Source organism: Halomonas sp. G15 (genome assembly GCF_021282295.1).
In the GTDB taxonomy this organism is placed as follows: domain Bacteria; phylum Pseudomonadota; class Gammaproteobacteria; order Pseudomonadales; family Halomonadaceae; genus Halomonas; species Halomonas alimentaria.
The window spans coordinates 1-23,616 of the sequence record NZ_JAJSPA010000025.1 but is presented as its reverse complement, the minus strand read 5'-3'; the positions used below and the strand labels follow the sequence as shown (position 1 = coordinate 23,616).

Below are 23,616 nucleotides of genomic sequence, written 5' to 3'. Positions count from 1 at the left end.
GGCGACGGGAGAGGACGCATGGAAGTGGAATGGCTGGAGATTCGCCAGCATATGGGGCGCTTCCCGCCCTTCGACGCGCTCTCCGACGAGCTGCTCGACGAGATCGCCGGCCAGGTGGAGGTAGCCTACTACCGCGCCGACAGCGATATCTTCGTCGCCGACCAGGAGGTTGACGTCCTGGGCTATGTGCGCAGCGGCGCGGTGGAGGTGAGCCGCCGCAACGGGGAGCTCTACGATCGTCGCGGTGAGGGGGAGATCTTCGGCCACTTCAGCCTGCTGCGTAACCACAAGGTGCGCTTCCCCATCCGCACCCTGGAAGACTCGCTGATCTACTTCATCCCCGATGCCGTGTTCCAGCGCCTGTGTGAAGAGGATGAGCACTTCGCCGATTTCGTCGAGGTGGAGCGCCCGCGTCTCGAGAGTGCGGTGGAGCATCAGAAGCAGCAGAACGACATGATGATCACTCGGGTGCGCAAGCTGCTCACTCGTTATCCGCTGATGCTCGAGGCGCGCACCACGCTGCAGGCGGCGGCCGGCCAGATCAGCGACTTCGGCGCCTCGGCGGTGCTGGTGCTGGACAGCCCCAGCGACAACCCGCGCTATACCTTCCGCGACAGCGAGGAGCGCGCCTGGCAGGTGCGCGGCATCCTCACCGACAGCGACTTCCGCCGCACGGTGGCCGAGGGGCGACCGCCCGATACCCCCATCGGCGAGGTGGTGAGTGACCGGCTGGTGGCGATCCAGTCCGACGAGTCGGTGCACGAGGCGATGCTGACCATGCTGCGCAATAACATCCACCACCTGCCGGTGATGCATCGCCGCAGCCCGGTGGGCATCGTGCACCTCTCCGATATCATCCGCTACGAGACCCACTCCAGCCTCTACCTGGTCAGCAATATCTACAGCCAGTCCACCGCCGAGGGGCTGGCCAAGCTGGCGCCGGACGTGCGTGCCGCCTTCGTGCGCATGGTGGAGGACGGTGCCGACTCGCGGATGATCGGCAGCGCACTCTCCACCATCGGGCGCAGCTTCACCCGCCGCCTGCTGGAGCTGGCCGAGGAGGAGCTGGGACCGCCGCCGGTGGCCTACTGCTTCATGGCCATGGGCTCCATGGCGCGCAACGAGCAGACCCTGGTCACCGACCAGGACAACGCCCTGGTGCTATCGGACGACTTCGATCCGAAGGCCCACGACGACTACTTCCTGGCGCTGGCCAAGCGAGTAAGCGATGGCCTGGCGGCCTGCGGTTACAGCTACTGCACGGGCGACATCATGGCCACCAATCCCCGCTGGCGCCAGCCGCTGTCGGTGTGGAAGGGCTACTTCCAGGATTGGATCCGCGATCCCACGCCGGAGCGCCTGCTGCACAGCTCGATCTTCTTCGACCTGGATGCGGTGTTCGGGGAGAACGCCTACGTCGAGCAGCTTCAGGACCTGATCGCTACCCAGGCTCCCCAGAGCCGACTGTTCCTGGCCGCCATGGCCCGCAATGCGCTGAATCGTACCCCGCCGCTGGGCTTCTTCCGCACCTTCGTGATGGAGAAGGACGGCAAGCACAACAACTCCATCAACCTCAAGCGGCGTGGCACGGCACCGCTCACCGACCTGATCCGTGTGCACTCCCTGGCCTGCGGCTCCCGGGCCCAGAACAGCTTCGAGCGTCTCGACGATATCGACCAGACCCAGCTGCTGGCCCAGGGCGTGAGTGCCAAGCTGCGTCATGCGCTGGAGTTCCTGACCATGGCGCGGATACGCCACCAGGTGATCGATATCCAGCACGAGCGGACACCCGACAACAATATCGAACCCGAGAACGTCAGTGACAGCGAGCGCCATACCCTCAAGGACGCCTTCCAGGTGCTGAGTAACGCCCAGAAGTTCCTCAAGTTCCGCTACCCTGTGCCGCCCGCCGCCGAGCGGCGGAGGCGCTAGGATGGCCATGGGGCGCAGGCAGCAGGCGGTACCGGGCTGGCCGGAGTATCTGGCCGACCGCGCGGGCCGGGTAAGTCATCCACTGCTGGCCGACTTCTTTTCTACCGGCTGTCCGCCGGCCGACACGCCCATCGGCGAGGCGCCGCTGGTGGCGCTGGATATCGAGACCACCGGCCTCGACCCGCGTCGCCATGCCATCGTCAGCATCGGCATGGTGCCCTTCAGCCTGGCGCGAATTCCGCTGCGCGAGGCGCGCTACTGGGTGCTCAAGCCCTATCGCGAGCTCACCGCGACTTCGGTAACCCTGCACCACATCACCCATGACGAGGTGGAGAATGCCCCGGACCTGGCCGAGGTACTGCCTGAGGTGCTGGGTCTGCTCCGGGGACGACTGGCGGTGGTTCACTATCGGCATATCGAGCGTGGCTTCTTCGATGCGGCCCTCAAGCATCGGTTGGGGGAGGGGCTGCTGTTTCCGGTGATCGATACCATGTCGCTGGAGGCACGGCTCTACCGCCAGTCGCTATGGGCGCGCTTCAGGCGCTGGCTGGGGCGCCCGCCGGTATCGATCCGCCTGCAGGCGAGTCGCGAGCGCTATGGCCTGCCCCCCTACCAGGGGCACCACGCCCTGGTGGATGCCCTGGCCACCGCAGAGCTGCTGCAGGCCCAGGTAGCCAGTCGCTTCTCGGCGGAGACCCCGCTAAGCGAACTGTGGAGCTGAGCACCTCGAGCGCCGTTCAAAGGCTCGGCCCATAAGCTCGACCCATAACGCAGCGAGGCGGCCCGAAGGCCGCCTCGCTGCGTCTTGCTGGCTGCTTGCCAGCCTGGGGCCGATCTACTTGGCCTTGGGCTCGCTCATCAGTCCCTTGACGATGGCATAGCAGCCCACCAGCAGCACCAGGGTGAAGGGCAGGCCGGTGGTCAGTGCCGCCGTCTGCAGCGCGCCGAGGCCGCCACCCAGCAGCAGGGCGATGGCGATGGCACCTTCGATCAGCGCCCAGAACACGCGCTGGGGCTTGGGTGCATCGACCTTGCCGCCGGCGGTGATGGAGTCGATCACCAGCGAACCGGAGTCCGACGAGGTGATGAAGAACACGATCACCAGCACGATGCCGACGAAGGAGGTGATGGCGCTCAGCGGCAGGTACTCCAGCATGGTGAACAGCTGCAGCTCCAGGGCGGCGTCCTGCACCTCGGAGATGCCGGAACTGATCACCTGGTCGATGGCGGTGGTACCGAAGGCGGTCATCCATACCACCGAGGCCAGGGTGGGCACCACCAGCACGGCGATCAGGAATTCACGCACGGTACGGCCGCGGCTGACACGGGCGATGAACATGCCGACGAAGGGTGACCAGGCAATCCACCAGGCCCAGTAGAAGGCGGTCCAGCCCTGGCTGAAGTTGGCATCCTCGCGTCCGAAGGGCATCGAGAGCGCCGGCAGGTTCTTCACATAGCCGAGCAGGTTCTCGAGCACGCCGGTGGCGATCATCAGGGTCGGGCCCACGGCGATCACGAACACCAGCAGCAGCAGGGCCAGGCCCATGTTGAGCTGCGACAGGCGCTGCACGCCCTTGTCGACGCCGAGCATGATCGAGCCCAGGGCGACGACGGTGATGCCCAGGATCAGCAGCACCAGCGTGACGTTGTTGTCGGGAATGCCGAACAGGTAGTTGAGACCGGCCGAGGCCTGGGTCGCCCCCAGCCCCAGCGAGGTAGCCAGACCGAACAGGGTGGCAAACACCGCCAGGATATCGATCAGATGGCCCGGCCAGCCCCAGATACGCTCACCCAGCACCGGGTAGAAGATCGAGCGCATGGTCAGCGGCAGGCCCTTGTTGAAGGCGAAGATCGCCAGCGACAGGCCCACGATGGCGTAGGCGCCCCACGGGTGCAGGCCCCAGTGGAAGATGGTAGCGGCCATGCCCAGCGAGATGGCGGCCTGCTGGTCACCCTCGGCACCGCCCAGCGGCGCCCAGTCGGTACGCAGGCCATCCTCGCCCATGCTGATGCCGCCGAAGGCGGTGCCATAGTGGCCCAGCGGCTCGGATACGCCGTAGAACATCAGGCCGATGCCCATGCCGGCGGCGAACAGCATCGCGAACCAGCCTGGGTAGCCGAAGTCCGGCGTGGCCTTGGCGCCGCCGATGCGCACCTTGCCCATGGGGGTGAAGATCAGCACCAGCGCGAGTATCACGAAGACGTTGGCACCGAGCAGGAACACCCAGCTCAGCTTGGTGGTCAGGAAGCTGAACATGCTGTTGAAGATCGGCTCCATCTGAGCCTGCATGGCCAGCGTCAGGATCACGAACAGCAGGATCACGATCGACGAGACCATGAACACCTTGCCGTGCAGATCCACGTCGATCCCCATGGGGGAAGCGGTGATGTTGTCCTGGCCGATCACGTAATCCGTGTCGATCAGGTTGGCTGCCCCCTCCGGGGCCGGAATCCCCTCGGAGCCCTGCTGAGGCTCCTGGGGCTTGTCATCGTTGGTCTGGTTGGCCACGAGACGTCTCCCTTGCGGTTATCGATGTACGCAGTTGTGTGTCGTAGCGGTTATTCACCTGCCCCCGGACGTACCAGGAATACCGAGGCCTTGGTGTGCGTTGCCACCTTGCCACCGTGGGACGGCATGATCACGTCCAGATGCTTGGGCGGATGGGTCGGCATCACCACCAGATCGGCACCCACCTTGTCGATGGCCTCGATCAGGTCGTCGTCGAGGTCGGCGATGGGGTCGGGGCTGACGATGGTGTGGGTGCTGACCGGCTGGCCATGTACCGCGGCACGCTTCTGGGCGAAGGCCTCCAGCTTCTGGGAGAACTCCTCCGGGGTGCGTGCCACGCTTCCCGGGGTGCTGGAGGTGATGCCCACGTAGCAGACCTCGGCATCATAGTGCTTGGCCAGGTCGGCCACCGTCTGCAGGGCGGGCTCGATCACCTCGATATGGGCGAGATCGATCGGCACCATGATCTTGCGATACATCACGGCATCTCCTTGTCGTTGCGATGAAGGGGCGAGGCAGCGCCCTGAGCAAGCATGTCCTATACAGCAAGGGACACTCGAAGCGTAGTCGCTCTCTGGCGATCAGTGCTTCAACGCATCACGCTTGTTGTACGCGAACTGTACACCAATGATGAAAGTGGCGCAGGTGAGCTCCGAGGAGCCCGCGCGATACAGCATAGCTGGCATGCCAGACATGAAGCAGGGGAACCACTCGCGTGGCTCCCCCGGGAAGGCGCGGCGAGCGCCGCGGGTCAGCAGGATCAGTTGGCGGCGTCGAGCCACTCCTGGACCTGCTCCTGGTTCTCCTCGACCCACTGCTTGGCGCTCTCGTAGGGGTCGGCGTCCTCTTCCTGGTTCATGAGCATGACCTCGCCCATGTCCTCTGCGGTCCACTCGAAGGCATCCAGGATGGCATAGGCCTCCGGCATATCCTCCTCGAGGCCCTGGCGCACGATGGTGTGGATCTGCTCGGCGCCGCCATAGACGTTCTCGGGATCCTCGAGATACTTGAGGTCCCAGCGGGCGAACATCCAGTGCGGGGTCCAGCCGGTGACGGCGATCGCCTCTTCGTTATCGATGGCCGCCTTGAGAGCCGCGCTCATGGTGGCGCCGCTACCGGTCTGCAGGTCGAGATCGAGCTCGTAGGCGTCGATTACGTCCTCGGTCAGGCGCATGATGCCGGCGCCCGGATCGATGCCCACGATCTTGCCGTCGAAGTCGTCGGCATACTCGTTGAGCTCCGCGATGCTCTCGGCTTCCACGTAGCTCGGTACCACCAGGCCGAGCTTGGTGCCGTCCAGGTTGACCCCGGTATCGACAAGTTGATCCTTGAGCTGGGCGTAGTAGTCCTCATGGGTGGTGGGCAGCCAGCCCGCCAGCAGGGCGTCGGCATCGCCGGTGGAGACGGCCTGCCACATGGCAGCGGCGGAGAGAGAGGTCATGTCGACCTCATAGCCGGCCTGCTCCAGCACGGCGCGCATGACGTTGGTCGAGGCCACTTCGGAAGACCACTCGACGTAGGCCAGGTGGACGGTGCCCTTGTCCTGGGCCTGGGCGGCGCCGGCAGTCAGGGCGGCGCCGGTGGCCAGTGCCAGGCCGGCGAGGCGGATGCGACGGTTAAGCAGATGCTTCATCGTGGTTCCTTCCTCCAAGTATGTACAACAACACTCTGGCGATTTCTTTTCGAGCTTTCAACCGAGGCCCTCAACGCAGCCTTCGGCCATCGGGCTCAGGACTTGCGCTGCTTGCGCAGGGACTGGGTCAGGCGGTCGAGCAGCATGGCCAGGATCACCACGGCGATGCCGGCCTCGAAGCCATCACCCGGGCGCAGACGCTGGATGGCACGCCACACCTCGCTGCCCAGGCCGTCGGCGCCGATCATGGCGGCGATCACCACCATGGAGAGGGCCAGCATGATGGTCTGGTTGATACCCGCCATCACCGTGGGCAGCGACAGCGGCAGCTGCACCTTGACCAGCTTCTGGCCACGCGTGGCACCGTAGGCGTCGGCGGCCTCGATCAGCTCGCCCGGCACCTGGCGGATGCCCAGGGTCGTGAAGCGGATCGCCGGCGGCATGGAGAAGATCACCGTGGCGAAGATCGCCGATACCGAGCCGATGCCGAAGAAGGGAATCGCCGGGATCAGGTAGACGAAGGCCGGCATGGTCTGCATGAAGTCGAGCACCGGCATGATCACGCGGTAGAGTCGCTCGGAAAGCGCCGCGGCGATGCCTACCGGCAGGGCGATCACCACCGCCACCAGGGTGGCGATCACCACCAGGGTGAGCGTCTCGATCATCGGGTCCCACAGGCCCAGGTTCCAGATCAGGGCCAGGCCGGCGGCAGCGCCGATCGCCAGGCGCATGTTGGCGACCCACCAGCAGAGGCCGACGATGATCAGCAGCAGGCCCCAGGGCGGCAGCCACATCAGGGCGTCGTTGAGGCCGTCGATGCCGGTCTGGGTGACCCGGGAGATGCCGCGGGTCACGATGGAGTACTCGCTGGTCAGCCAGTCGAGGCCACCCTCGATCCACTGGCCGAGCGGAATGCTTGGAATCTCGATCGCCATCACTGTTCTCCTGCCGCTGCGATATCGGTGTCTGCGTCTGCCGTGGAGCTCTCCTCGGTGGCCTGGGCGAGCTGGTCGAGCACGGCGCCCTTGACCACTACGCCGAGCAGGCGCTCGTCGTCATCGACCACGGCGATGGGGAAGCTCTTCTCGCTGAACATGGCGAAGAGGTTGTGCAGCGGCTCCTGGGGTCCCACCTTGCGGAAGTCCTGGGTCATGGACTCGCTGATGGTGTCGGCGCCCTGCCTGGCCGCCTGCTCCGCGGCATCCACCTCGAGCAGGCCCAACAGGGTGCGGTCGCGGCGGGTGACGTAGATGGAGTCGAGGTTGTGCTCGTGCATCTTGCGCAGGGTGGTACGCGGGCCGTCGCCCTCGCGGGCCACGGCGCGCACCTTGCGCATGGCGTGCTCGGCGGTGAGGATCTTGGACATGTCCACGCCTTCCACGAAGCGCTTCACATAGTCGTCGGCGGGGTGGGTCAGGATCTGCTCCGGGGTGCCGATCTGCACGATCTCGCCATCCTTGAGCAGGATGATGCGGTCGGCGATGTTGAGCGCCTCGTCGAGGTCGTGGGTGATGAAGACCGTGGTCTTCTGCATCCGGCTCTGCAGTTCCTGCAGCTCCTGCTGCATGTCGCCGCGGATCAGCGGGTCGAGCGCCGAGAAGGCCTCGTCCATCAGCAGCACCGTGGAGTCATTGGCCAGCGCCCGCGCCAGGCCCACGCGCTGCTGCATGCCGCCGGAGAGCTGGTTGGGGTAGGAGTCCTCCCAGCCGTCCAGGCCCACCTGCTTGAGCGCCTTGCGGGCGATCTCGGCGCGCTCGGCCTTGTCCACGCCGCGGATTTCCAGGCCGAATTCGGCGTTCTGCTGCACCGTGCGGTGGGGGAAGAGCGCGAAGTTCTGGAACACCATCGAGAAGTGGCGACGGCGGCACTCCAACAGTGCCTTGTCATCGAGCTCGGGAATGTTCTCGTCGTCGATGACGATCTCGCCCTCGGTAGGCTCGATCAGGCGGTTTAGGCAGCGGATCAGGGTCGACTTGCCGGAACCGGAGAGACCCATGATCACCAGTAGCTCGCCTTCATAGACATCGAAGTCGATATTGGAGAGTCCCAGTGTCTGTCCGGTCTTTTCGTGAATCTCGGCGCGCTTGAGGCCCTGGTCACGCAGTTCGAGCCCCTTCTTCGGATTGCTGCCGAAGACCTTGCTCAGGTTGCGAACCCGAATCTTGACGTTTCGGTTCTCATTCATTGATTTGCCTTCTTGTCAGTCCCTGGCGTAATGCAAACGGCGCAGCATGTGCCGGCCGATGCCGCCTATTTTGGCATGCGGGAGCGTTGACGGTTGCGAAAGGTCCTATACCCTACTTTTTTTTGAACGATCATTCAAATTAAAAAGCCTGGCGGTAACGCCAGGCAAAACAGCAGCAGGGCAGGGAAGAGGAGGACGAGGCTACGCTAGGGAGCCACCGGCGTCAGCCGATAGAGTGCGCCATGGGCGGAGTCCTCGAGCAGGTAGAGGGCCCCGTCTCGGCCCTGGCGGACGTTGCGGATGCGGCCGATCTCGCCCTCGAGGATCACCTCGCGCTCGACCACGTCGTCGCCATCCAGGGCCAGGCGTACCAGCCGCTCGCTGGCCAGGCCGCCGGCCAGCAGGTGGCCCTGCCAAGCGGGGAAGGTCTCGCCGGTGACCTCGGTGAGGCCCGAGGGCGCGAAGCGCCCCTCGAAGACATGCAGCGGGTCACGCATGCCCGGGGCGCTGTCGCGGCCGATGGGCTGGTTGGTGGCGTAGTCGTTACCGCGGCTCACCACCGGCCAGCCGTAGTTCTCGCCGGCCACCAGTCGGTTGAGTTCGTCGCCGGTGCGCGGACCATGCTCTGTGGACCAGGCGGTGCCGTCGGCGGCCACCGTGAGCCCCTGAGGGTTTCGGTTACCCAGGGTGTAGAGCTCGTCGAGCATTGCCGGGTCATTCACGAAGGGGTTGTCCTCGGGCACGCCGCCGCTGTCGGTCAGGCGCAGCACGCTGCCGGCATGGTCGCCGCCATCCTGAGCCCGGGGCGGTTCGCGGCCGCGGTCGCCGATGCTCATCAGCAGGGTGCCGTCAGGTAGCCAGGCCAGCCGCGAGCCGTAGTGTCGCCCGGGGGCGGAGAAACGGTCCTGCACAAACAGCGTCTCGACCTCCAGGAGGGCGTCCTCGCTCAGACGGGCGCGGGAGAGGGTGGTGGCGCTGCCGCCGTTGCCGGGCTGGCTCCAGGTGAAGTAGAGCCAGTCATTGCCACCGCCTTCCTCGCCGAAGTCGGGATGCAGGGCGAGGTCGAGCAGGCCGCCCTGGCCCCGGGTGCTCACCGTTGGCACACCGGCGAGGCGAGTGATCTCCCCCGCCTGGTCGATGCGCGCCAGGCGCCCCGGGCGCTCACTGACCAGCAGGTCGCCATCCGGCAGGAAGGCCAGCGACCAGGGGTGCTCGAGCCCCATGGCGATGCGCTCCAGGCGCAGGGCGTGATGGTCGCTCTCGAGCCGCTCGACCAGCGTCTCGGCGGCCTGGACGTGGTTATCCTGGGAAAGGCTGGCCGTGAGCAGGCCTCCCAGGCCCAGGCCGCCGAGGAGCAGGGCGGTGGTCACTCTATGCAGCATGGCCGGCATGGTCATCTCCTTGCGGGGCTTGTCGGGTATCTCCACACCAGCATAGATCGACAGGCGGACATCCACCGCAGCTCGGGCTACATCAGCCAGGCCAGCAGCAGCGGCAGGTAGAGCAGCGAGAGCAGGGTCGAGCAGAACACCAGGCTTGCCACATACTCCGGCTCGCGCCGCGCCTTCTGGGCGAACAGGTAGTTGAACACCGCCACTGGCATGCTCATCTGCAGCACCAGGATGCCCTGGGCCATGGCCGGCAGGCCGAGCAGGGAACCGATGCCCCAGGCCAGGGCCGCTGCCACCGGAATGCGCAGCAGGCTGAAGCCGACCCCGGACTTGAGGCTGCGGACCTGGATGCTGGCCAGCGAGACCCCCAGGGTGATCAGCATCAGCGGCACGGTGAAGCCCGAGATCAGGTCGACGCTATTGGCAAGCCAGCGCGGCAGGGTGGTATCGGTAAGCAGCAGCGCCAGCGAGATGACAATGGCGTAGACCGTGGGGGTTCGCACCAGGGTGCGCAGGGGGTTGTCCCGACTGGCCATCACCGAGCCTACGGTGAACTGGAACAGCGACACCGTGACCATCACCGTGATCCCGTAGGCAAAACCGGCACTACCGAAGGCGTAGAGCACCACCGGCAGGCCCATGTTGCCGGTGTTGGGGTACATCATGGGGGCGAGCACTACCCGCCACTCCTTGCCCAGCAGGCGTGCCATCAGCGGGGTGGCAGCCGCCATGGCCGTGATCACCAGGGCGGCGGCGAGCATGGTGCGGCCGACGTTGCCGGCATCGATCTCGGCATTGGCCAGCGAGGCGATGATCAGCGCCGGGGTGCCGATATTGAAGACCAGCCGGGTGACGAACTCCACCGGGTAGGGCTGACCCAGGCGGATCCAGAGATAGCCCAAGCCGGCGCCGGTAAGCACCGGGGCCATTACGGCGAAGAGTTCGGCAAGCATGCGGTCGTCCCTGAGGTAAAGAGCGGGTGACTATTGTCGGAAGCGGCGGCCGGCCTGGCAAGGCGAGCGCTCGATGTCAGGGGCGCCAGGCCTCGGGCACGGCCCGGCGCAGGCAGTCGAGCAGGGCGTCGACCCGGCGCGGGCGCTGGCCGTAGGGGTAGAGCAGGGTCACCGCCAGCGGCATCGGTCTCCACGCGGGCAGGCAGGCCACCAGTTCGCCGGGATGGTGGGCCTCGCGGGCGGCTACGATCCACTCCGGCAGCACCCCGATGCCCTGGCCGCGGGCGATGGCATCCACATGCAGCACCGGCAGGTCGACCCGCAGCCGTGAGCGTGGTGGACGGAAACAGAAGGCGCCCTGCTCGGAATGATGCAGCGTCAGCCCCGCGTGCGTGGTGCCCAGCAGGTCGATCCAGGGATGGTGTGCGAGTGCCTCGGGATGTGCCGGTGCCCCGTGGCGTGCCAGGTAGTCGGGGCTGGCATAAAGATGACGCGAGAGGCGCCCCAGCGGCTCCGCCCTGAGGCCGGCCTCGGTGGGTACCTCGCCCAGCCACACCTGCACGCACTGGCTCTCCGGCGAGCACTCCGCTTGTTCACGCGCCTGCAGGGTCAGCTCCACCTCCGGATGGCGTGCCAGGAAGTCCTCCGCCACCCCCGCCGCCCAGCTGCGCGCCAGCCCGCAGTGCACCCCCAGGGTGAGGCGCCCGCGCACCGCCTCGGAGAGGTCGGCCAGCGCCTCGCGACTGCGGCTGGCCAGGCGCAGCATCTCGCGACAGTAGTCGTGGAACAACAGCCCCGCCTCGGTAGGAATCAGACGGTTGGCCTGGCGACGCAGCAGGGGCTGGCCGAGCCGACTCTCCAGCTGGCTGATACGCCGACTCAGGGTCGACTTGGCCAGGCCCAGCTTTCGCGCGCTGCTGGTCAGGCTGCCCGACGCCATGATCGCGTCGAAGGCGGCCAACTCATCGAAGTCGTGCATGGGGGATAGGGTTCGCGATGGCGATGGCGACAGTATGGCATGCAATCAAAGCAATATAAATCATTGTCATTTGATCTTGCGATGCATTCCCTTGCTGGCAAAACGCCCCGGCGTGGCCGGGGCGAAAGGCAGGATCGAAACGGCGAGACGGCGTCTCGGGCGTGCTTAGAACTCGTAGCGGGCGGAGAGCCAGAGGCGGCGTCCCTCTTCGCTGTTGGCGTAGACGTTGCCGTATTCCGCACCGCCGTCGTAGGCGCGGTAATCGACGAAGTCCTTGTCGAACAGGTTCTGGACGGTGGCGCTGACCGTAAAGGCGTTGGTGACCCGGTAGCTGCCGCCCAGGTGGAACAGCGCGTAGGACTCGAAATCGCCCAGGTCGTCGTAGGAGGCGGCACCACGCACTCGCTCACGGTCACGGTAGCGCTCGCTGCGGTACTCGCCGGAGAGCCAGGTGCCGAGCCGATCGGTGGCCTGCCAGCGCAGGGTGGCGTTGACGGCGTGCTCCGGGGTGTCGGTCAGCGGCTCGCCCTGCTGCTCGCCGCTCTTCTGCTCGCTGTCGGTCCAGGTGTAGTTGGCGCTCAGGTTGACGCGCTCCGAGAGCTGGATGCGGGTCGATAGCTCGATGCCCTGGGTCTCGGCCTCATCGACGTTGATCTGCTGATCGTAGATCCCATCGGGAATGCTTGAGTGGTTGCTGATGTAAATCGGGTCCCCGTCGGTGATCTTGTCATCGAAACTGTTGTGGAACAGCGTGGCGCTGGCCATGAAGCCCTCGCCGTCGTCGTACTGGGCGGCGAGCTCGCTGCTGGTGCTCTCCTCCGGCTGCAGGTCGGGATTGCCGATGGTCAGCCTGGTGCCCTGGCCGGTGATGCCGTTGATGCCATCGTGAAGGTCATTGAGCGACGGCGTCCTGTAGCCGCGGCTGATGCCGCCCTTGAGGGTCCAGTCGTCGCTGGCGCTCCATACCAGGTAGCCGCGCGGACTGAACTGGCTGCCGAAGGCGTCGTGATGGTCGTAGCGGCCACCCAGGGTCAGCGCCCAGTCCTCGGCCAGCCACCACTCGTCCTCGACGAACAGCGCCCAGGTGGTCTGGGAGAACTCGTCGGTGGCCAGCCCGTCGGTCAGTTCGGAATCCATCCACTGGCCCCCGATCGTGGCCATATGGTCGCCAAGCGGCATCACGAACTTGCTGTCGAGCACGGTATTGGTGGTCTCGAGCTCTCGGGCATCACCGCCCACGATCCCGGGGAACCCTTCATAGGGCAGCCCCAGGGTGCCGGGGATGGTGCGCCCCGTGGTTTCGGTTGTGTTGTGCATCAGGCTGGATTCCCAGGTACCAGCGGCGAAGCGTCCGGTATGACCGATGGCGAGCTGATCGCGCTCGAAGCGCAGCTCATCGCTGTAGCCGTTGGCCACACCCGGGTCGGGCTCGCAGCTGCGGGTGCGCCCGTCCAGGGTGCCCAGTTGGCAGTCATCATTGTTGAAGCGCTGGCGGCTGGTCTCGCCGTCGAGCCATAGCTCGTGATCCTGGTGCGGAGTCAGGGTGAGCTTGGCACCCAGGCTGTAGACATCGCCCTCCACGGGGCTCGGACCGCGCTGGCTGACCGGCGTCTTGGTACCGTCCGCCTCGGTATAGGTCAGGCGCGAGGCATCACGCTCATAGAAGCGTCCGCGGACCTGTAGTCCCAGGGTCTCCTCGACCAGTGGGCCGCTGGCATAGACGCTAGTCTCGCGGCTATCGCCGAATTCGTCGTGCTCGTTGAAGGTGCTTTCCGCCTGCACCGAGCCGCTCCATTTGTCGCTCACCTTGCGGGTGATGATATTGATCACCCCGCCCATGGCATCGGAGCCGTAGAGGGTCGACATCGGGCCGCGGATCACTTCGATGCGCTCGATCGCCGAGACCGGTGGGAAGAAGCTGGTGGAAGTCTCGCCGAAGCCGTTGGGCGTGACGCTGCCGGCGGTATTCTGGCGGCGGCCGTCGATCAGGATCAGGGTGTAGTCGCTGGGCATGCCGCGAATGCTGATGTTGCGTCCACCGGTCTTGCCCACCTGACCGCCCACGTCGACGCCTTCCACGTCGCGCAGGGCATCGGCGATGGTGGTGACCCGCTTCTCCTCCAGCTCCTGGCGGCTGATCACCGAGATGCTGGCCGGGGCCTCGGCCATGGCCTGCTCGAAGCCGGCGGCGGTGACCACGATGTTATCCAGTTGCTGGCTCTCCTGGGCCAGGGCGGTGGAAGCGGTGGCCAGGGCCACGGCGCTGACCAGGGCACGGGGAGTGAAGCGGTTCATGATATTCCTTGAATGATAGTGATTATCAGAAGTGTTGGTATTCTATAAGAGAAAGTTCCTTAATTGATATAAATTCTCATGAAACGCCTTGTTGCAAGGAGTGGAACATCGGGCGGAGAGGCGGTGCGAGCCACGCAAACGCCCCGGCGTGGCCGGGGCGAAGCAGTGGGGGGTGACGCCTGGGCGTTGAGGCGGCGGGGGCCGCAGCAGGGCGCGAGGCCTAGAAGTCCACGGTGAGTCCCAGGTTGAGCTGGCGACCATCGAGCACGACCTCGTAGTCGTCGTTGGTGATCTCCTTGTCGCCTATGTTGTAGATACCGGCCTTGACGCGGGCCTTGTCGTTGAGGGCATAGACCAGGCCGGCGTCGACGAAGCCGTAGCCGGGGGTGCCGTCGCTCATGCTGCTGCGGCCCAGGTAGTCGCTGGTCCCGCCGCGGATGTTGTTCTGTACCCAGAGATTGAGGTCGCGGGTGGCCTGCCAGTCGAGGAGTAGGTTGAGCATGTGCTCGGGGATCTTGTTGAGCGGCTCGCCGGCGAACGCACCGGTCTTCTGCTCGGAGTCGGTGTAGGTGTAGCTGGAGGTGAGGTTCAGCCGGGATGTGATGTCATAGCCCAACGCCAGCTCCACCCCCTGCATCTCCGCCTCGTCGATGTTCTTGCGAGTGCTCAGGAAAACGAACTCGTTGCCGGCGTAGGGGCAGGTCCAGGTGGCGGGATCGTTGCGGTTGGCATCGGGGGTTTCGCAGAGGCGATCCTCGGCGATCTTGTCATCGAAGCGGGTGTGAAACAGCGTCGCGCTGGCGTTCAGACTCCCCGCGGTATCGTTGTAGGCGATACCCAACTCGTAGTTGGTGCTGGTTTCCGGATCGAGGTTCGTGTTGCCGATGATCAGGGCGCGCGGGTGCGGGGCGGGGGAGCCGCCGCCGCCGGTGCCGCGGCCGAAGCCTTCGGTGGCATCCGACAGGCTGGGTTGCTTGTAGCCGGTGGAGACGCCGCCCTTGAGGGTCCACTCGGGGGTCAGGTGATAGTTAGCGTAGACCCGCGGCGAGAGGTGGCCGCCGAACAGCTCGTCGTCGTCGTAGCGCACCCCGGTGGTCAGGTTGAGGTCGTCGGTGAGGCTCCACTCCATCTCCATGAACAGCGAGGCGAGCCAGCGATCCACGCGGTTGACGGCGCCGGGCACGTTGGAGGAGAGCAGGCCATTGGTGTCGTCGGTCAGGTCCTCGTACTTGTACTGGCCGCCGAAGGTCAGCATGTGATCGCCCCAGAAGTAGGTCGTCTGGGTGTTGAAGGTGGTCATCTCATTGGTCTTCTCCTCGCCGCCATCGCCGAGGTGTCGGTCGGAGATATCGTGCTGCAGGTAGGTATCGGTCAGGAAGCCGCCGTAGTTGCCCTTGTGCGACAGGGTGTAGACGTCCTTGTCGTAGCGGGTGGTGTTGGCCTCGGTGGGATTGCCGCGACCATCGACCAGGGCCATGCTGCGCCCGGGCCTATGGGTGTACTCCTTGGTGGAGGCGGTATAGCCCAGGGAGAACGCGTTGCGCTCGTCGGGCGTCAGGATCAGCTCGATACCGCCCTGGCGGGTATCGCTCTCGGGCGTGCTCTCGGCGTTGTCGTCGCCCCCGATATGGTCGCTCTCCTCATGGCCGACCCAGCTGCCGTGGAAGCGGGCGCTGAGCAGCCCCTCGATCAGCGGGCCGCCGGTGAAGAAGCTGACCTGCTGACCATCGTTGTTGATGTCGTTGAGCGAGTGGGTGTACTCAGTGGTGACCGAGCCCATCCACTCGTCGTTGACCTTCTTGGTGATGATATTGACCACGCCGCCCATGGCCTGGGAGCCGTAGAGCGACGACATCGGCCCACGAATTACCTCCACCCGCTCGATCATCGAGATCGGCGGCAGGCCGATCTGCTTGCCGCCGTCGGTGCCGTTGGTGTTGACCGTGCGACCGTCGTTGATCGGTCTACCATCGATCAGATACAGGGTGTAGCTGTCATCCATGCCGCGGATGCTGATGTCCTTCGATAGCCCCCCGCCGGTGACATAGACACCGGGAATGTTGTCCATGGCATCCACGATGCTCGAGTAGGACTGCTTGTTGAGCTCCTCGCCGCTGATCACCGAGATGCTGGCCGGGGCATCGGAGATCGCCTGCTCGAAGCCCGAGGCGGTGACCACCAAGGGCTCCAGTTCGGTGCCATCCTGGGCCAGGGAGGTGCCACTGGCGAAGGCGGCGGAGATCGCCATGGCCAGGCTGGAGCGTCGAAAGAGAAGGGGGAGTGAGGCTGGCATCTGTGGGGTTCCTTGCTCGTGGGGGTTGTGTTGGTCGGTGACCTTATTTGGGCAAAAACGATAAAGATTCGTATTCGTTCTTGAAAGTCTGTTTCATCGAAGGCCCTGTTCCGAGTGTTGCAACGCGGGTAGTGATAAGGTGTCGAGCCTTGTTGCAACCGATTCCCATTTCAAGGAGAGCGATTATGAAAGGATTTGGCAGCTGTGCACTGGCCTTGGCGATGGTGTCGCTGACCCTGGCGGGGCAGGCCACGGCGGAGACGCAGGCCTCTCAAGAGGCTCAGGCCACCCAAGGTCCGGCGGTGGTCAGCTTCGACTGGGGTAGCGTCGACACCCTGGAAGCGCTGGGGCTCGAGGCGCACGTCGTGGGGCTGCCCTATCAGGCGGCCCCGACCTATATGCAGCACCTGCTTGAGGGGCGTACCGATGTCGGCAGCCTCAAGACCCCGGATGCCGAGGCAGTGGCCTCGGCGGAGCCACAGCTGATCCTGGTCACCGGTCGCCAGGAGGAGGCGGCCGTGCCGCTGGGCGAGATCGCCGAGGTGGTGGATGTGACGCTGGAGAAGGGCCCCTTCTTCGCCGCCTTCGGCGACAAGGTGAGGGGGCTGGCCAAGCGCTACAACGCCGAGACGCAGGCCGAGGCGGCGCTGGCCGAGCTCTCCGCACACATCGAGAAGGCCCGAGCGTCGCTGCCGGAGGCGCTCTCGGTGGTGGTGGTTACCCACAACGACGGCAACTACTCGTTGCGCCAGGAGCCGGTGGTTGGTGAGCTGCTGCAGCTGGCGCCCCCACCGCTGCCCGAGGGGGTGGTGTCGGTGCAGCGTGGTGAACGCACCTTCACTCCCCTGCCCCCCGAGGTCATGGAACGCATGGCGCCGGATGCGGTGCTGGTGGTGGATCGCAGCGCGGCGATCGGCGAGGCGCCGCTGGAGGCCTCGGCGCTGCAGGAAGCGCTGGCCGACCAGGGGGGCGCCGCCATCGAGGTGGTGTCGCTGTCGGCGGATCTCTGGTACCTCTCCGGCGCCGGCCTGGTCAGCATTCGCGAGCAGGTGGATGAAGTGGTCGAGGCGCTCACCCACTGATTTTGTTGCGGTTTACCGAACGTCCTGTTGCCTGATCGGTGACATGCAAGAGATGTTGATAGTCATTATCATGCTTCACAGCCAAGGAGCCCCATCGATGCCCAAGTTGCCCCACATTGCCGCCGGAATCGCCGGCCTGGCTACCCTGTTGACCTTCTCCGTGGCCCAGGCGGCCAGCGTGGACACCGCTCACGGTGAGGTCGAGGTTCCCGATGCTCCCGAGCGGGTGGTGACCCTCTACGAGGGCGCCCTGGACGCCGCCCTGGCGGTAGAGGTGACGCCGGTGGGGGCGGTCACCACCCGCGGCGGCGATGGCGTGGCGCGCTACATCGAGGCCCATCTCGAGAGGGAGAACCGCCCGGCCATCGTCGGGGTGGTGCGCGAGATCAACCTGGAGGCGGTACTGGCCGAAAGGCCGGACCTGATCCTGGCGGCCCCGCAGCTCTCCGATGAGCAGTACGCGCTGCTGTCGCGGATTGCCCCCACCGTGGTGCCCGAGGCCCGTGAGCTGGCCGCCGACAACTGGAAGCATGAGGCGCGCCTGTTCGGCGCGGCCCTGGGCCGCGAGGCGGCACTGGAAAGCGCCATCGACGAGGTGGAGGCGCGCGCCGCCGGCCTGGCCGAGGCGCTCGCCGAGACAGGCATCGACGGCAGCGCCAACCTGGTGCGCTGGATGCCCCAGGGACCGCTGGTGATGTCCGAGGCGCTGTTCACCAGCGGCGTGCTGGCGGCCGCCGGCCTGCCGGTCGATGACGCCGGCCTGGTCAATCAGCGCGGGGTGCACAGCGACCCGCTGAGCCTCGAGAACCTCTCACGGCTGGAGGGCGACTGGCTGTTCCTGGCCACGCTGAACGAGGAGGGCGACCAGGCCCTGGCGGCCGCCAAGCAGTCCGCCGCCTTCGCCCGCTTGCCGGTGGTAGACAAGGGCCAGGTGATTCCGGTGGATGGCCAGCTATGGACCAGCGCCAATGGCCCGCTGGCCGCCCAGGCGATCCTCGATGACATCGAATCCGCGCTGCTGCCCTGATGCCGGCCGCTACTCTTCGTCTCCAGCCCCGCCTCCCGGCGGGGCCCTGGCGTGTGATGGCCCTGCTGCTGACACTGTTGGTGCCGGTGGTCGTTGCCAGCCTGCTGCTGGGCGCCGGTGACGTCACGCCGGCACGTGCCCTGGCCGTGCTGCTGGGGCGGGGCGATGACGAGGCCGCCTTCGTGGTGGGGTCGCTGCGCGCGCCGCGCACCCTGATCGGCATCGTCGTCGGCGTCTCGCTGGGCCTGGCCGGGGCGCTGCTGCAGGCCGTCTCGCGCAACCCGCTGGCCGAGCCCGGGTTGCTCGGGGTCAGCGCCGGCGCCGCCTTCGCGGTGGGCGTGGCGCTGTGGCTGGGGGCCGGCGCCGCCACCTTGCGCATCGCGGTGGGGCAGCTGGGGGCGCTGCTGGGTTGTGTGGCCGTGCTCGGCGTGGTGCGCCTGCGCGGCATGGGTGACGACCCGGTGCGCCTGGTGCTGGCCGGCGCCGCCTTCTCGGCGCTGCTCGCCTCGCTCACCTCGCTGCTGCTGCTATTCGATCAGCGCACCGCCGACGAGATCCGCTTCTGGGTGGTGGGCAGCCTGGCGGGGCGCCATCTCGAGGATCTGGTCGCGGTGCTGCCCAGCCTCGCCGTGGCGCTGGGGATCATCGCCGTCATCGCCCGGCCGCTGGCCGCCCTGGCGCTGGGCGAACGGGTGGCCTCGGGCCTGGGGCACCACCCGGGCCGCGTGCGCCTGCTGGTGATCCTGGCGGTGGCGCTGCTGGTGGGGGCGGCCACCGCGCTGGCCGGCCCCATCGCCTTCGTCGGACTGGTGGTGCCCTTCGCCGCCCGTGCCCTGGCTGGCCCTGACATCCGCCGCACCCTGTGGCTCTGCCTGCCGCTGGGGCCGCTGATGGTGCTGGTCGCTGATATCGTCTCGCGCCTGGTGGTGGCCCCCTCGGAGCTGCCCATCGGGGTGCTCACCGCGCTGCTCGGCGCCCCGGTGCTGGTGGCCGTGGTGCGGGCCCGCCGTCTGCCGACCCTGTGAGGAAGCGAGTATGAACACGGAGCAGGACCTTTGGGGCCAGACCCCGGCCGAGTGTCCATGCCTGTCTAGACGCTCATGGCGAGCGGACTTGGCGCCGCCGGGGGCTGACCCCGGCAGCGGCGGGGCCCCTTCCGGCTACTGGCACCTGACCCTCGGCCGCGCCAGCCTGCTGCTCGAGCGCCGCGCCCTGTGGGTCAGTGCGCTGCTGCTGTCGGCCCTGCTGCCGGCGTCGCTGGCCTATCTCGTCCTGGGCACCGAGCGGCTGCCTCTGGCGGGGCTGTGGCCCGCCCTTCAGGGCAGCGGCGATCCCTTCGCCGCCTTCATGGTCCAGGAGCTGCGCCTGCCGCGGCTGGTCGCCGCCTGGCTCAGCGGTGCCGCCTTCGCCCTGGCCGGCTGCCTGATGCAGTCCCTGGCTCGCAACCGCCTGGCCACGCCGGGTATCATCGGCATCGATAACGGCGCCACCGCCTTCGCGGTGGCCTCCATCGTGGGGCTTGGCGTCTCCCTGGCGCCGCCCGCCATGGCCCTGGCCGGCGGCGCTACCGCGGCCGCCATCACCTTCGGCCTGGCTAGCGGCGGCGACACCCGCGGCTACCGCTTCATCGTCGCCGGCATCGGCATCGGCGCGGTCTTCGGCGCCGTGACCCAGCTGATGCTGGCCCAGGTGGATATCGACAGCGCCAACGCCGCCTATCCCTGGACGGTGGGCACCCTCAACGCCCGCTCGCCGGGGGCGGTGACGGTGCTGGCCGCGGGGCTGGCGCTGGGACTGCCGCTGGCCCTCGCCCTGGGCCGCTCGCTGGCCGGCCTGCGCTTCTCCGATGCCGTGGCCAGCGGCCTGGGTCTCCCCCTCAAGCGCCGGCGACTCCAGGTGCTGACCCTCGCGGTGCTGCTCACCGCTCTGGCGGTGGCGGTCGCCGGCCCGGTGGGCATGGTGGGGCTGATCGGCCCGGAGATCGCCCGCTCGCTCTCCTCGCCGCGCGGCGTGCCGCTGGTCGCCTCCGCCCTGGCCGGTGCCCTGGTGATGGTGCTGGCCGACTTGGTGGGGCGCCTGCTGCTGGCGCCCATCGAGCTGCCGGTGGGCATCGTCACCGCCATCGTCGGCGGCCCCTGGCTGCTGTGGATCCTGCTGCGACCCTCGAGGAGCCCCGCATGAACGCCTCCGCCCACCCCGCGAACCTGCTGCAGGCCAGCGCGCTCTCCCTGGCCCACGGCCGGACGACCATCATCGACGACCTGGCCCTGACCCTGCCGCCGGGCCGGGTCACCGCCATCGTCGGCCCCAACGGTTGCGGCAAGTCGACTTTGCTGGCCGGCCTGGCACGGCTGCATGCCCCTGCTGGGGGAGCTGTGCTGCTCGACGGTGAGGACATCCAGCAACTGCCGGCCCGGGAGCTGGCGCGACGCCTGGCACTGCTGCCCCAGGAGGCCAGCGCCCCCGAGGGACTGACCGTGGCCGATCTGGTGCGCTTCGGTCGTCAGCCCCACCAGGGCTGGCTGCGCCAGTGGTCGGCGGACGACCGCCGGGCGGTGGCCGAGGCGGTGGCCGCGGCGGGCCTCGAGGCCCTGGCCGAACGTCCCCTGGAGGCGCTCTCCGGTGGCCAACGCCAGCGCGCCTGGATCGCTATGACCATCGCCCAGCAGACGCCGCTGCTGCTGCTCGATGAGCCCACCTCGGCGCTGGACCTGGGCCACCAGCTGGAGGTGTTCGAGCTGGTGCGTTCGCTGGCCAGCCGTGGGCGCACCATCGCCCTGGTGCTCCACGACCTGGCCAGCGCCTGCCGCTACGCCGACCACCTGGTGGCCATGCGTGATGGACGCATCGTCGCCCAGGGGGCGCCGGCCGAGGTGGTCACCGAATCCCTGGTGCGCGGACTCTACGACGTCGCCTGCACCCTGCTTCACGACCCGGCGACGGGCACCCCCATCCTTACCGACCTGCGTCGACTCCCCTAGCCCACCCGGTGCCCATGTTGGAGGGACGAGGGGGAGTCGCTATCCTGCCCGGGTCAACCACAAGGACTCCCCATGACCCCCACCCCGGCGACTCCCAACAGCTTCCAGGCGCTGGTGCGCCTGCTGCGCTACGCCCGCGGCTACCGTCGGCGCATCATCGCCGCCAGTGCCTGCTCGATCATCAACAAGCTCTTCGATATCGCGCCGGAGATCCTGATCGGTGTGGCCATCGATGTGGTGGTCAATCAGGAGGAGAGCTTCGTGGCTCGGGCGGGCTTCACCTCGGCTCAGGAGCAGATATTCGTTCTGGCGATCCTGACCTTCTTCATCTGGGCCGGCGAGTCGCTGTTCGAGTACCTCTACAAGATCCTGTGGCGCAACCTCGCCCAGCGCCTCCAGGCCGACATGCGCCTGGACACCTACGAGCACGCCCAGCGCCTGGACATGGCCTACTTCGAGTCGAGGAGCTCGGGGCAGCTGGTGGCCACCATGAACGACGACGTCAACCAGCTGGAGCGCTTCCTCGATGGCGGCGCCAACTCGCTAATCCAGGTGGGGGTCACCGTGGTGGCGGTGGGGGCAGTGTTCTTCGTCATCTCGCCCTTGATCGCGCTGCTCGCCTTCACGCCCATTCCGCTGATCATCTGGGGCGCCTTCTACTTCCAGCGCAAGGCCGGCCCGCTCTATGCCGACGTGCGCGAGAAGGTGGGCGATCTGGCCAGCCGGCTCTCCAACAATCTGGCCGGCATCGCCACCATCAAGAGCTTCACCAGCGAGGCCCGGGAGGCGGCGCGGTTACGCGAGGTGAGCGAGGCCTACGTGGAGGCCAACCGCCGCGCCATCCAGGTGAGCTCCGCCTTTATCCCGGTGATCCGCATGGCGATCCTGGCCGGTTTCCTGGCCACCTTCACCATGGGCGGCATGCTCGCCCTGCGCGGCGACCTCAACGTGGGCGCCTACGGGGTGCTGGTATTCCTCACCCAGCGCCTGCTGTGGCCGCTGACGGGGCTTGCCGAGGTGATCGACCTCTTCGAGCGCGCCATGGCCAGCACCCGTCGCATCCTCGACCTGCTGGCGGTGCCGATCACCGTGCGTGACAACCATGATGCGCCCCTGGCCGAGCCACTGCGGGGCGAGGTGAGCTTCGAGGGCGTCGGCTTCCGCTATGCGGCGAGCGACGTCGGTGTGGATGACGTCAGCCTGCATGTGCCCGCCGGCCACACCCTGGCCCTGGTGGGCGCCACCGGCTCCGGCAAGTCGACCCTGATCAAGCTGCTGCTGCGCTTCTACGACCCCGGCGCCGGGCGGGTGCTGATCGACGGCCAGCCCATCGGTGAGGTGAGCCTGGCCTCCCTGCGCGGCGCCATCGGCCTGGTCAGCCAGGATGTCTACCTGTTCGAGGGCACGGTGCGTGACAATATCGCCTACGGGAAACCGGACGCCGCGGAGGACGCCATCGTCGAGGCGGCCAGGACTGCCGAGGCGTGGGAGTTCATCCGGGCGTTGCCCCAGGGGCTCGACACCCCGGTGGGCGAGCGCGGTATTCGCCTCTCCGGTGGCCAGCGCCAGCGCCTCTCGTTGGCCCGGGCGCTGCTCAAGGACCCGCCCATCCTGGTGCTGGACGAGGCCACCAGCGCCGTGGACAACGAGACCGAGGCCGCCATCCAGCGCTCGCTGCGCCGCATCGGTCACGGTCGCACCGTGATCATGATCGCCCACCGCCTCTCCACCATCATCCACGCCGACGAGATCGTGGTGATCGAGGGCGGGCGGGTCACCGAACGCGGCACCCACCAGAGCCTGCTCGAGGCCGACGGGCGCTACGCCGCCCAGTGGCGGGTGCAGACCGGGGCGCTGCTGGCCGCCGCCGAGGGGACGAACGCCAATGCGTGAGGCGCTGGAGCGCCACCAGGTGTGGTGCTACCTGGCGGCGCTCCTGGTCGGGCTCGGCCTGGGGCTGACCCGCCCCGCGGCCGCCGCCGGCCTGGAGCGCACACTCTGGCCGTTGCTCGCCGTGCTGCTCTACGCCACCTTCACCCAGGTGCCACTGAGTCGGTTGGGTCTGGCCTTGAAGGATTGGCGCTTCGCCACGGCACTGGTACTCGGCAACTTCCTGCTCATGCCGCTGATCGTCGGCAGCCTGGTGGTGGCGCTGCCGCTGGCGCCGGCGGTAAAGCTCGGTGTGCTGATGGTGCTGCTGGTGCCCTGCACCGACTGGTTCATCACCTTCACCCACCTCGGTCGCGGTGATGCCGGGCGGGCCATCGCCGCCACGCCGCTGCTGCTGGCGCTGCAGTTGGTGGCGCTGCCGGCCTATCTCTGGCTCTTCCTGGGAACAGGGGGGATGACGGCCGCC

At 67.2% G+C, this 23,616-nt stretch carries 18 protein-coding genes and 1 pseudogene; 9 read left to right on the top strand and 10 right to left on the bottom strand.

Features of this window, described 5'->3' with window-relative positions; genetic code table 11:
- The first annotated feature begins 18 nt into the window (after window positions 1-18).
- Together LWH48_RS12255 and LWH48_RS12250 are read left to right on the top strand one after the other, a co-directional pair.
- Window positions 19-1,932, top strand: coding sequence for a DUF294 nucleotidyltransferase-like domain-containing protein (locus tag LWH48_RS12255; RefSeq protein WP_232912796.1), 1,914 nt, complete (start codon window positions 19-21; stop codon window positions 1,930-1,932).
- 1 nt (window position 1,933) lies between these two features.
- Window positions 1,934-2,653, top strand: a complete 720-nt coding sequence (locus LWH48_RS12250; RefSeq protein WP_161431318.1) for a 3'-5' exonuclease — start codon at window positions 1,934-1,936, stop codon at window positions 2,651-2,653.
- Between the two features lie 114 nt (window positions 2,654-2,767).
- Here LWH48_RS12250 and LWH48_RS12245 read toward each other — a convergent pair whose 3' ends face one another.
- The 10 genes from LWH48_RS12245 to LWH48_RS12200 form a co-directional block, all read right to left on the bottom strand.
- A complete protein-coding gene (locus LWH48_RS12245) occupies window positions 2,768-4,441 on the bottom strand; it encodes a BCCT family transporter (RefSeq protein WP_161431319.1) in 1,674 nt (557 codons plus the stop codon).
- 50 nt (window positions 4,442-4,491) lie between these two features.
- Complete coding sequence (locus tag LWH48_RS12240) at window positions 4,492-4,920, bottom strand: universal stress protein (RefSeq protein WP_161431320.1); 429 nt, start codon at window positions 4,918-4,920, stop codon at window positions 4,492-4,494.
- 281 nt (window positions 4,921-5,201) lie between these two features.
- The gene (locus tag LWH48_RS12235) at window positions 5,202-6,074 is read right to left on the bottom strand and encodes a glycine betaine ABC transporter substrate-binding protein (protein ID WP_232912795.1); all 873 of its coding nucleotides are present in this window, start codon (window positions 6,072-6,074) and stop codon (window positions 5,202-5,204) included.
- 95 nt (window positions 6,075-6,169) lie between these two features.
- Window positions 6,170-7,003: an ABC transporter permease gene (locus LWH48_RS12230; protein WP_232912813.1), complete on the bottom strand. Its 834-nt coding sequence runs from the start codon at window positions 7,001-7,003 to the stop codon at window positions 6,170-6,172.
- Between the two features lie 5 nt (window positions 7,004-7,008).
- Window positions 7,009-8,259 (bottom strand): quaternary amine ABC transporter ATP-binding protein, encoded by a 1,251-nt coding sequence (locus LWH48_RS12225; RefSeq protein WP_232912794.1) that lies wholly within the window; start codon window positions 8,257-8,259, stop codon window positions 7,009-7,011.
- Window positions 8,260-8,465: 206 nt separating this feature from the next.
- The gene (locus LWH48_RS12220) at window positions 8,466-9,650 is read right to left on the bottom strand and encodes a PQQ-dependent sugar dehydrogenase (RefSeq protein WP_232912793.1); all 1,185 of its coding nucleotides are present in this window, start codon (window positions 9,648-9,650) and stop codon (window positions 8,466-8,468) included.
- A gap of 77 nt (window positions 9,651-9,727) precedes the next feature.
- A complete protein-coding gene (locus LWH48_RS12215) occupies window positions 9,728-10,603 on the bottom strand; it encodes an AEC family transporter (protein ID WP_232912792.1) in 876 nt (291 codons plus the stop codon).
- A 76-nt stretch (window positions 10,604-10,679) separates the two neighbouring features.
- Complete coding sequence (locus LWH48_RS12210) at window positions 10,680-11,582, bottom strand: LysR family transcriptional regulator (protein WP_232912791.1); 903 nt, start codon at window positions 11,580-11,582, stop codon at window positions 10,680-10,682.
- Between the two features lie 165 nt (window positions 11,583-11,747).
- On the bottom strand, window positions 11,748-13,877 hold the full coding sequence (locus LWH48_RS12205) for a TonB-dependent receptor domain-containing protein (RefSeq protein WP_232912790.1): 2,130 nt from the start codon (window positions 13,875-13,877) through the stop codon (window positions 11,748-11,750).
- Between the two features lie 220 nt (window positions 13,878-14,097).
- Window positions 14,098-16,170: a TonB-dependent receptor domain-containing protein gene (locus LWH48_RS12200; RefSeq protein ID WP_232912789.1), complete on the bottom strand. Its 2,073-nt coding sequence runs from the start codon at window positions 16,168-16,170 to the stop codon at window positions 14,098-14,100.
- A gap of 185 nt (window positions 16,171-16,355) precedes the next feature.
- Between LWH48_RS12200 and LWH48_RS12195 the strand changes: the two genes are divergently transcribed.
- The 7 genes and pseudogenes from LWH48_RS12195 to LWH48_RS12165 form a co-directional block, all read left to right on the top strand.
- Window positions 16,356-17,252, top strand: a complete 897-nt coding sequence (locus tag LWH48_RS12195) for an ABC transporter substrate-binding protein (protein ID WP_232912788.1) — start codon at window positions 16,356-16,358, stop codon at window positions 17,250-17,252.
- A gap of 97 nt (window positions 17,253-17,349) precedes the next feature.
- A complete protein-coding gene (locus tag LWH48_RS12190) occupies window positions 17,350-18,279 on the top strand; it encodes an ABC transporter substrate-binding protein (RefSeq protein ID WP_232912787.1) in 930 nt (309 codons plus the stop codon).
- Between the two features lie 56 nt (window positions 18,280-18,335).
- On the top strand, window positions 18,336-19,304 hold the full coding sequence (locus tag LWH48_RS12185; protein WP_232912786.1) for a FecCD family ABC transporter permease: 969 nt from the start codon (window positions 18,336-18,338) through the stop codon (window positions 19,302-19,304).
- A gap of 88 nt (window positions 19,305-19,392) precedes the next feature.
- Entirely contained in the window at window positions 19,393-20,460 is a 1,068-nt protein-coding gene (locus LWH48_RS12180) for a FecCD family ABC transporter permease (RefSeq protein ID WP_442908314.1), read from the top strand.
- Window positions 20,457-21,260 (top strand): ABC transporter ATP-binding protein, encoded by an 804-nt coding sequence (locus tag LWH48_RS12175; RefSeq protein WP_232912785.1) that lies wholly within the window; start codon window positions 20,457-20,459, stop codon window positions 21,258-21,260. The genes LWH48_RS12180 and LWH48_RS12175 overlap by 4 nt, the downstream gene beginning before the upstream one ends.
- Before the next feature lie 72 nt (window positions 21,261-21,332).
- Window positions 21,333-23,153 carry an ABC transporter ATP-binding protein gene (locus tag LWH48_RS12170; RefSeq protein WP_232912784.1) on the top strand — a complete coding sequence of 607 codons (1,821 nt, stop codon included), beginning with the start codon at window positions 21,333-21,335 and terminating at the stop codon, window positions 23,151-23,153.
- A pseudogene (locus LWH48_RS12165) lies at window positions 23,146-23,616 on the top strand (arsenic resistance protein); the annotation flags it as partial. The gene LWH48_RS12170 and the pseudogene LWH48_RS12165, both read left to right, overlap by 8 nt.

Excerpts from the sequence above, each read along its gene's own strand:
- LWH48_RS12255 (WP_232912796.1), top strand. The coding sequence starts at position 19 with ATGGAAGTGGAATGGCTGGAGATTCGCCAGCATATGGGGCGCTTCCCG.
- LWH48_RS12250 (WP_161431318.1), top strand. The coding sequence starts at position 1,934 with ATGGCCATGGGGCGCAGGCAGCAGGCGGTACCGGGCTGGCCGGAGTAT.
- LWH48_RS12240 (WP_161431320.1), bottom strand. The coding sequence starts at position 4,920 with ATGTATCGCAAGATCATGGTGCCGATCGATCTCGCCCATATCGAGGTG.
- LWH48_RS12235 (WP_232912795.1), bottom strand. The coding sequence starts at position 6,074 with ATGAAGCATCTGCTTAACCGTCGCATCCGCCTCGCCGGCCTGGCACTG.
- LWH48_RS12225 (WP_232912794.1), bottom strand. The coding sequence starts at position 8,259 with ATGAATGAGAACCGAAACGTCAAGATTCGGGTTCGCAACCTGAGCAAG.
- LWH48_RS12220 (WP_232912793.1), bottom strand. The coding sequence starts at position 9,650 with ATGCCGGCCATGCTGCATAGAGTGACCACCGCCCTGCTCCTCGGCGGC.
- LWH48_RS12215 (WP_232912792.1), bottom strand. The coding sequence starts at position 10,603 with ATGCTTGCCGAACTCTTCGCCGTAATGGCCCCGGTGCTTACCGGCGCC.
- LWH48_RS12210 (WP_232912791.1), bottom strand. The coding sequence starts at position 11,582 with ATGCACGACTTCGATGAGTTGGCCGCCTTCGACGCGATCATGGCGTCG.
- LWH48_RS12205 (WP_232912790.1), bottom strand. The coding sequence starts at position 13,877 with ATGAACCGCTTCACTCCCCGTGCCCTGGTCAGCGCCGTGGCCCTGGCC.
- LWH48_RS12200 (WP_232912789.1), bottom strand. The coding sequence starts at position 16,170 with ATGCCAGCCTCACTCCCCCTTCTCTTTCGACGCTCCAGCCTGGCCATG.
- LWH48_RS12195 (WP_232912788.1), top strand. The coding sequence starts at position 16,356 with ATGAAAGGATTTGGCAGCTGTGCACTGGCCTTGGCGATGGTGTCGCTG.
- LWH48_RS12190 (WP_232912787.1), top strand. The coding sequence starts at position 17,350 with ATGCCCAAGTTGCCCCACATTGCCGCCGGAATCGCCGGCCTGGCTACC.
- LWH48_RS12185 (WP_232912786.1), top strand. The coding sequence starts at position 18,336 with ATGGCCCTGCTGCTGACACTGTTGGTGCCGGTGGTCGTTGCCAGCCTG.
- LWH48_RS12175 (WP_232912785.1), top strand. The coding sequence starts at position 20,457 with ATGAACGCCTCCGCCCACCCCGCGAACCTGCTGCAGGCCAGCGCGCTC.
- LWH48_RS12170 (WP_232912784.1), top strand. The coding sequence starts at position 21,333 with ATGACCCCCACCCCGGCGACTCCCAACAGCTTCCAGGCGCTGGTGCGC.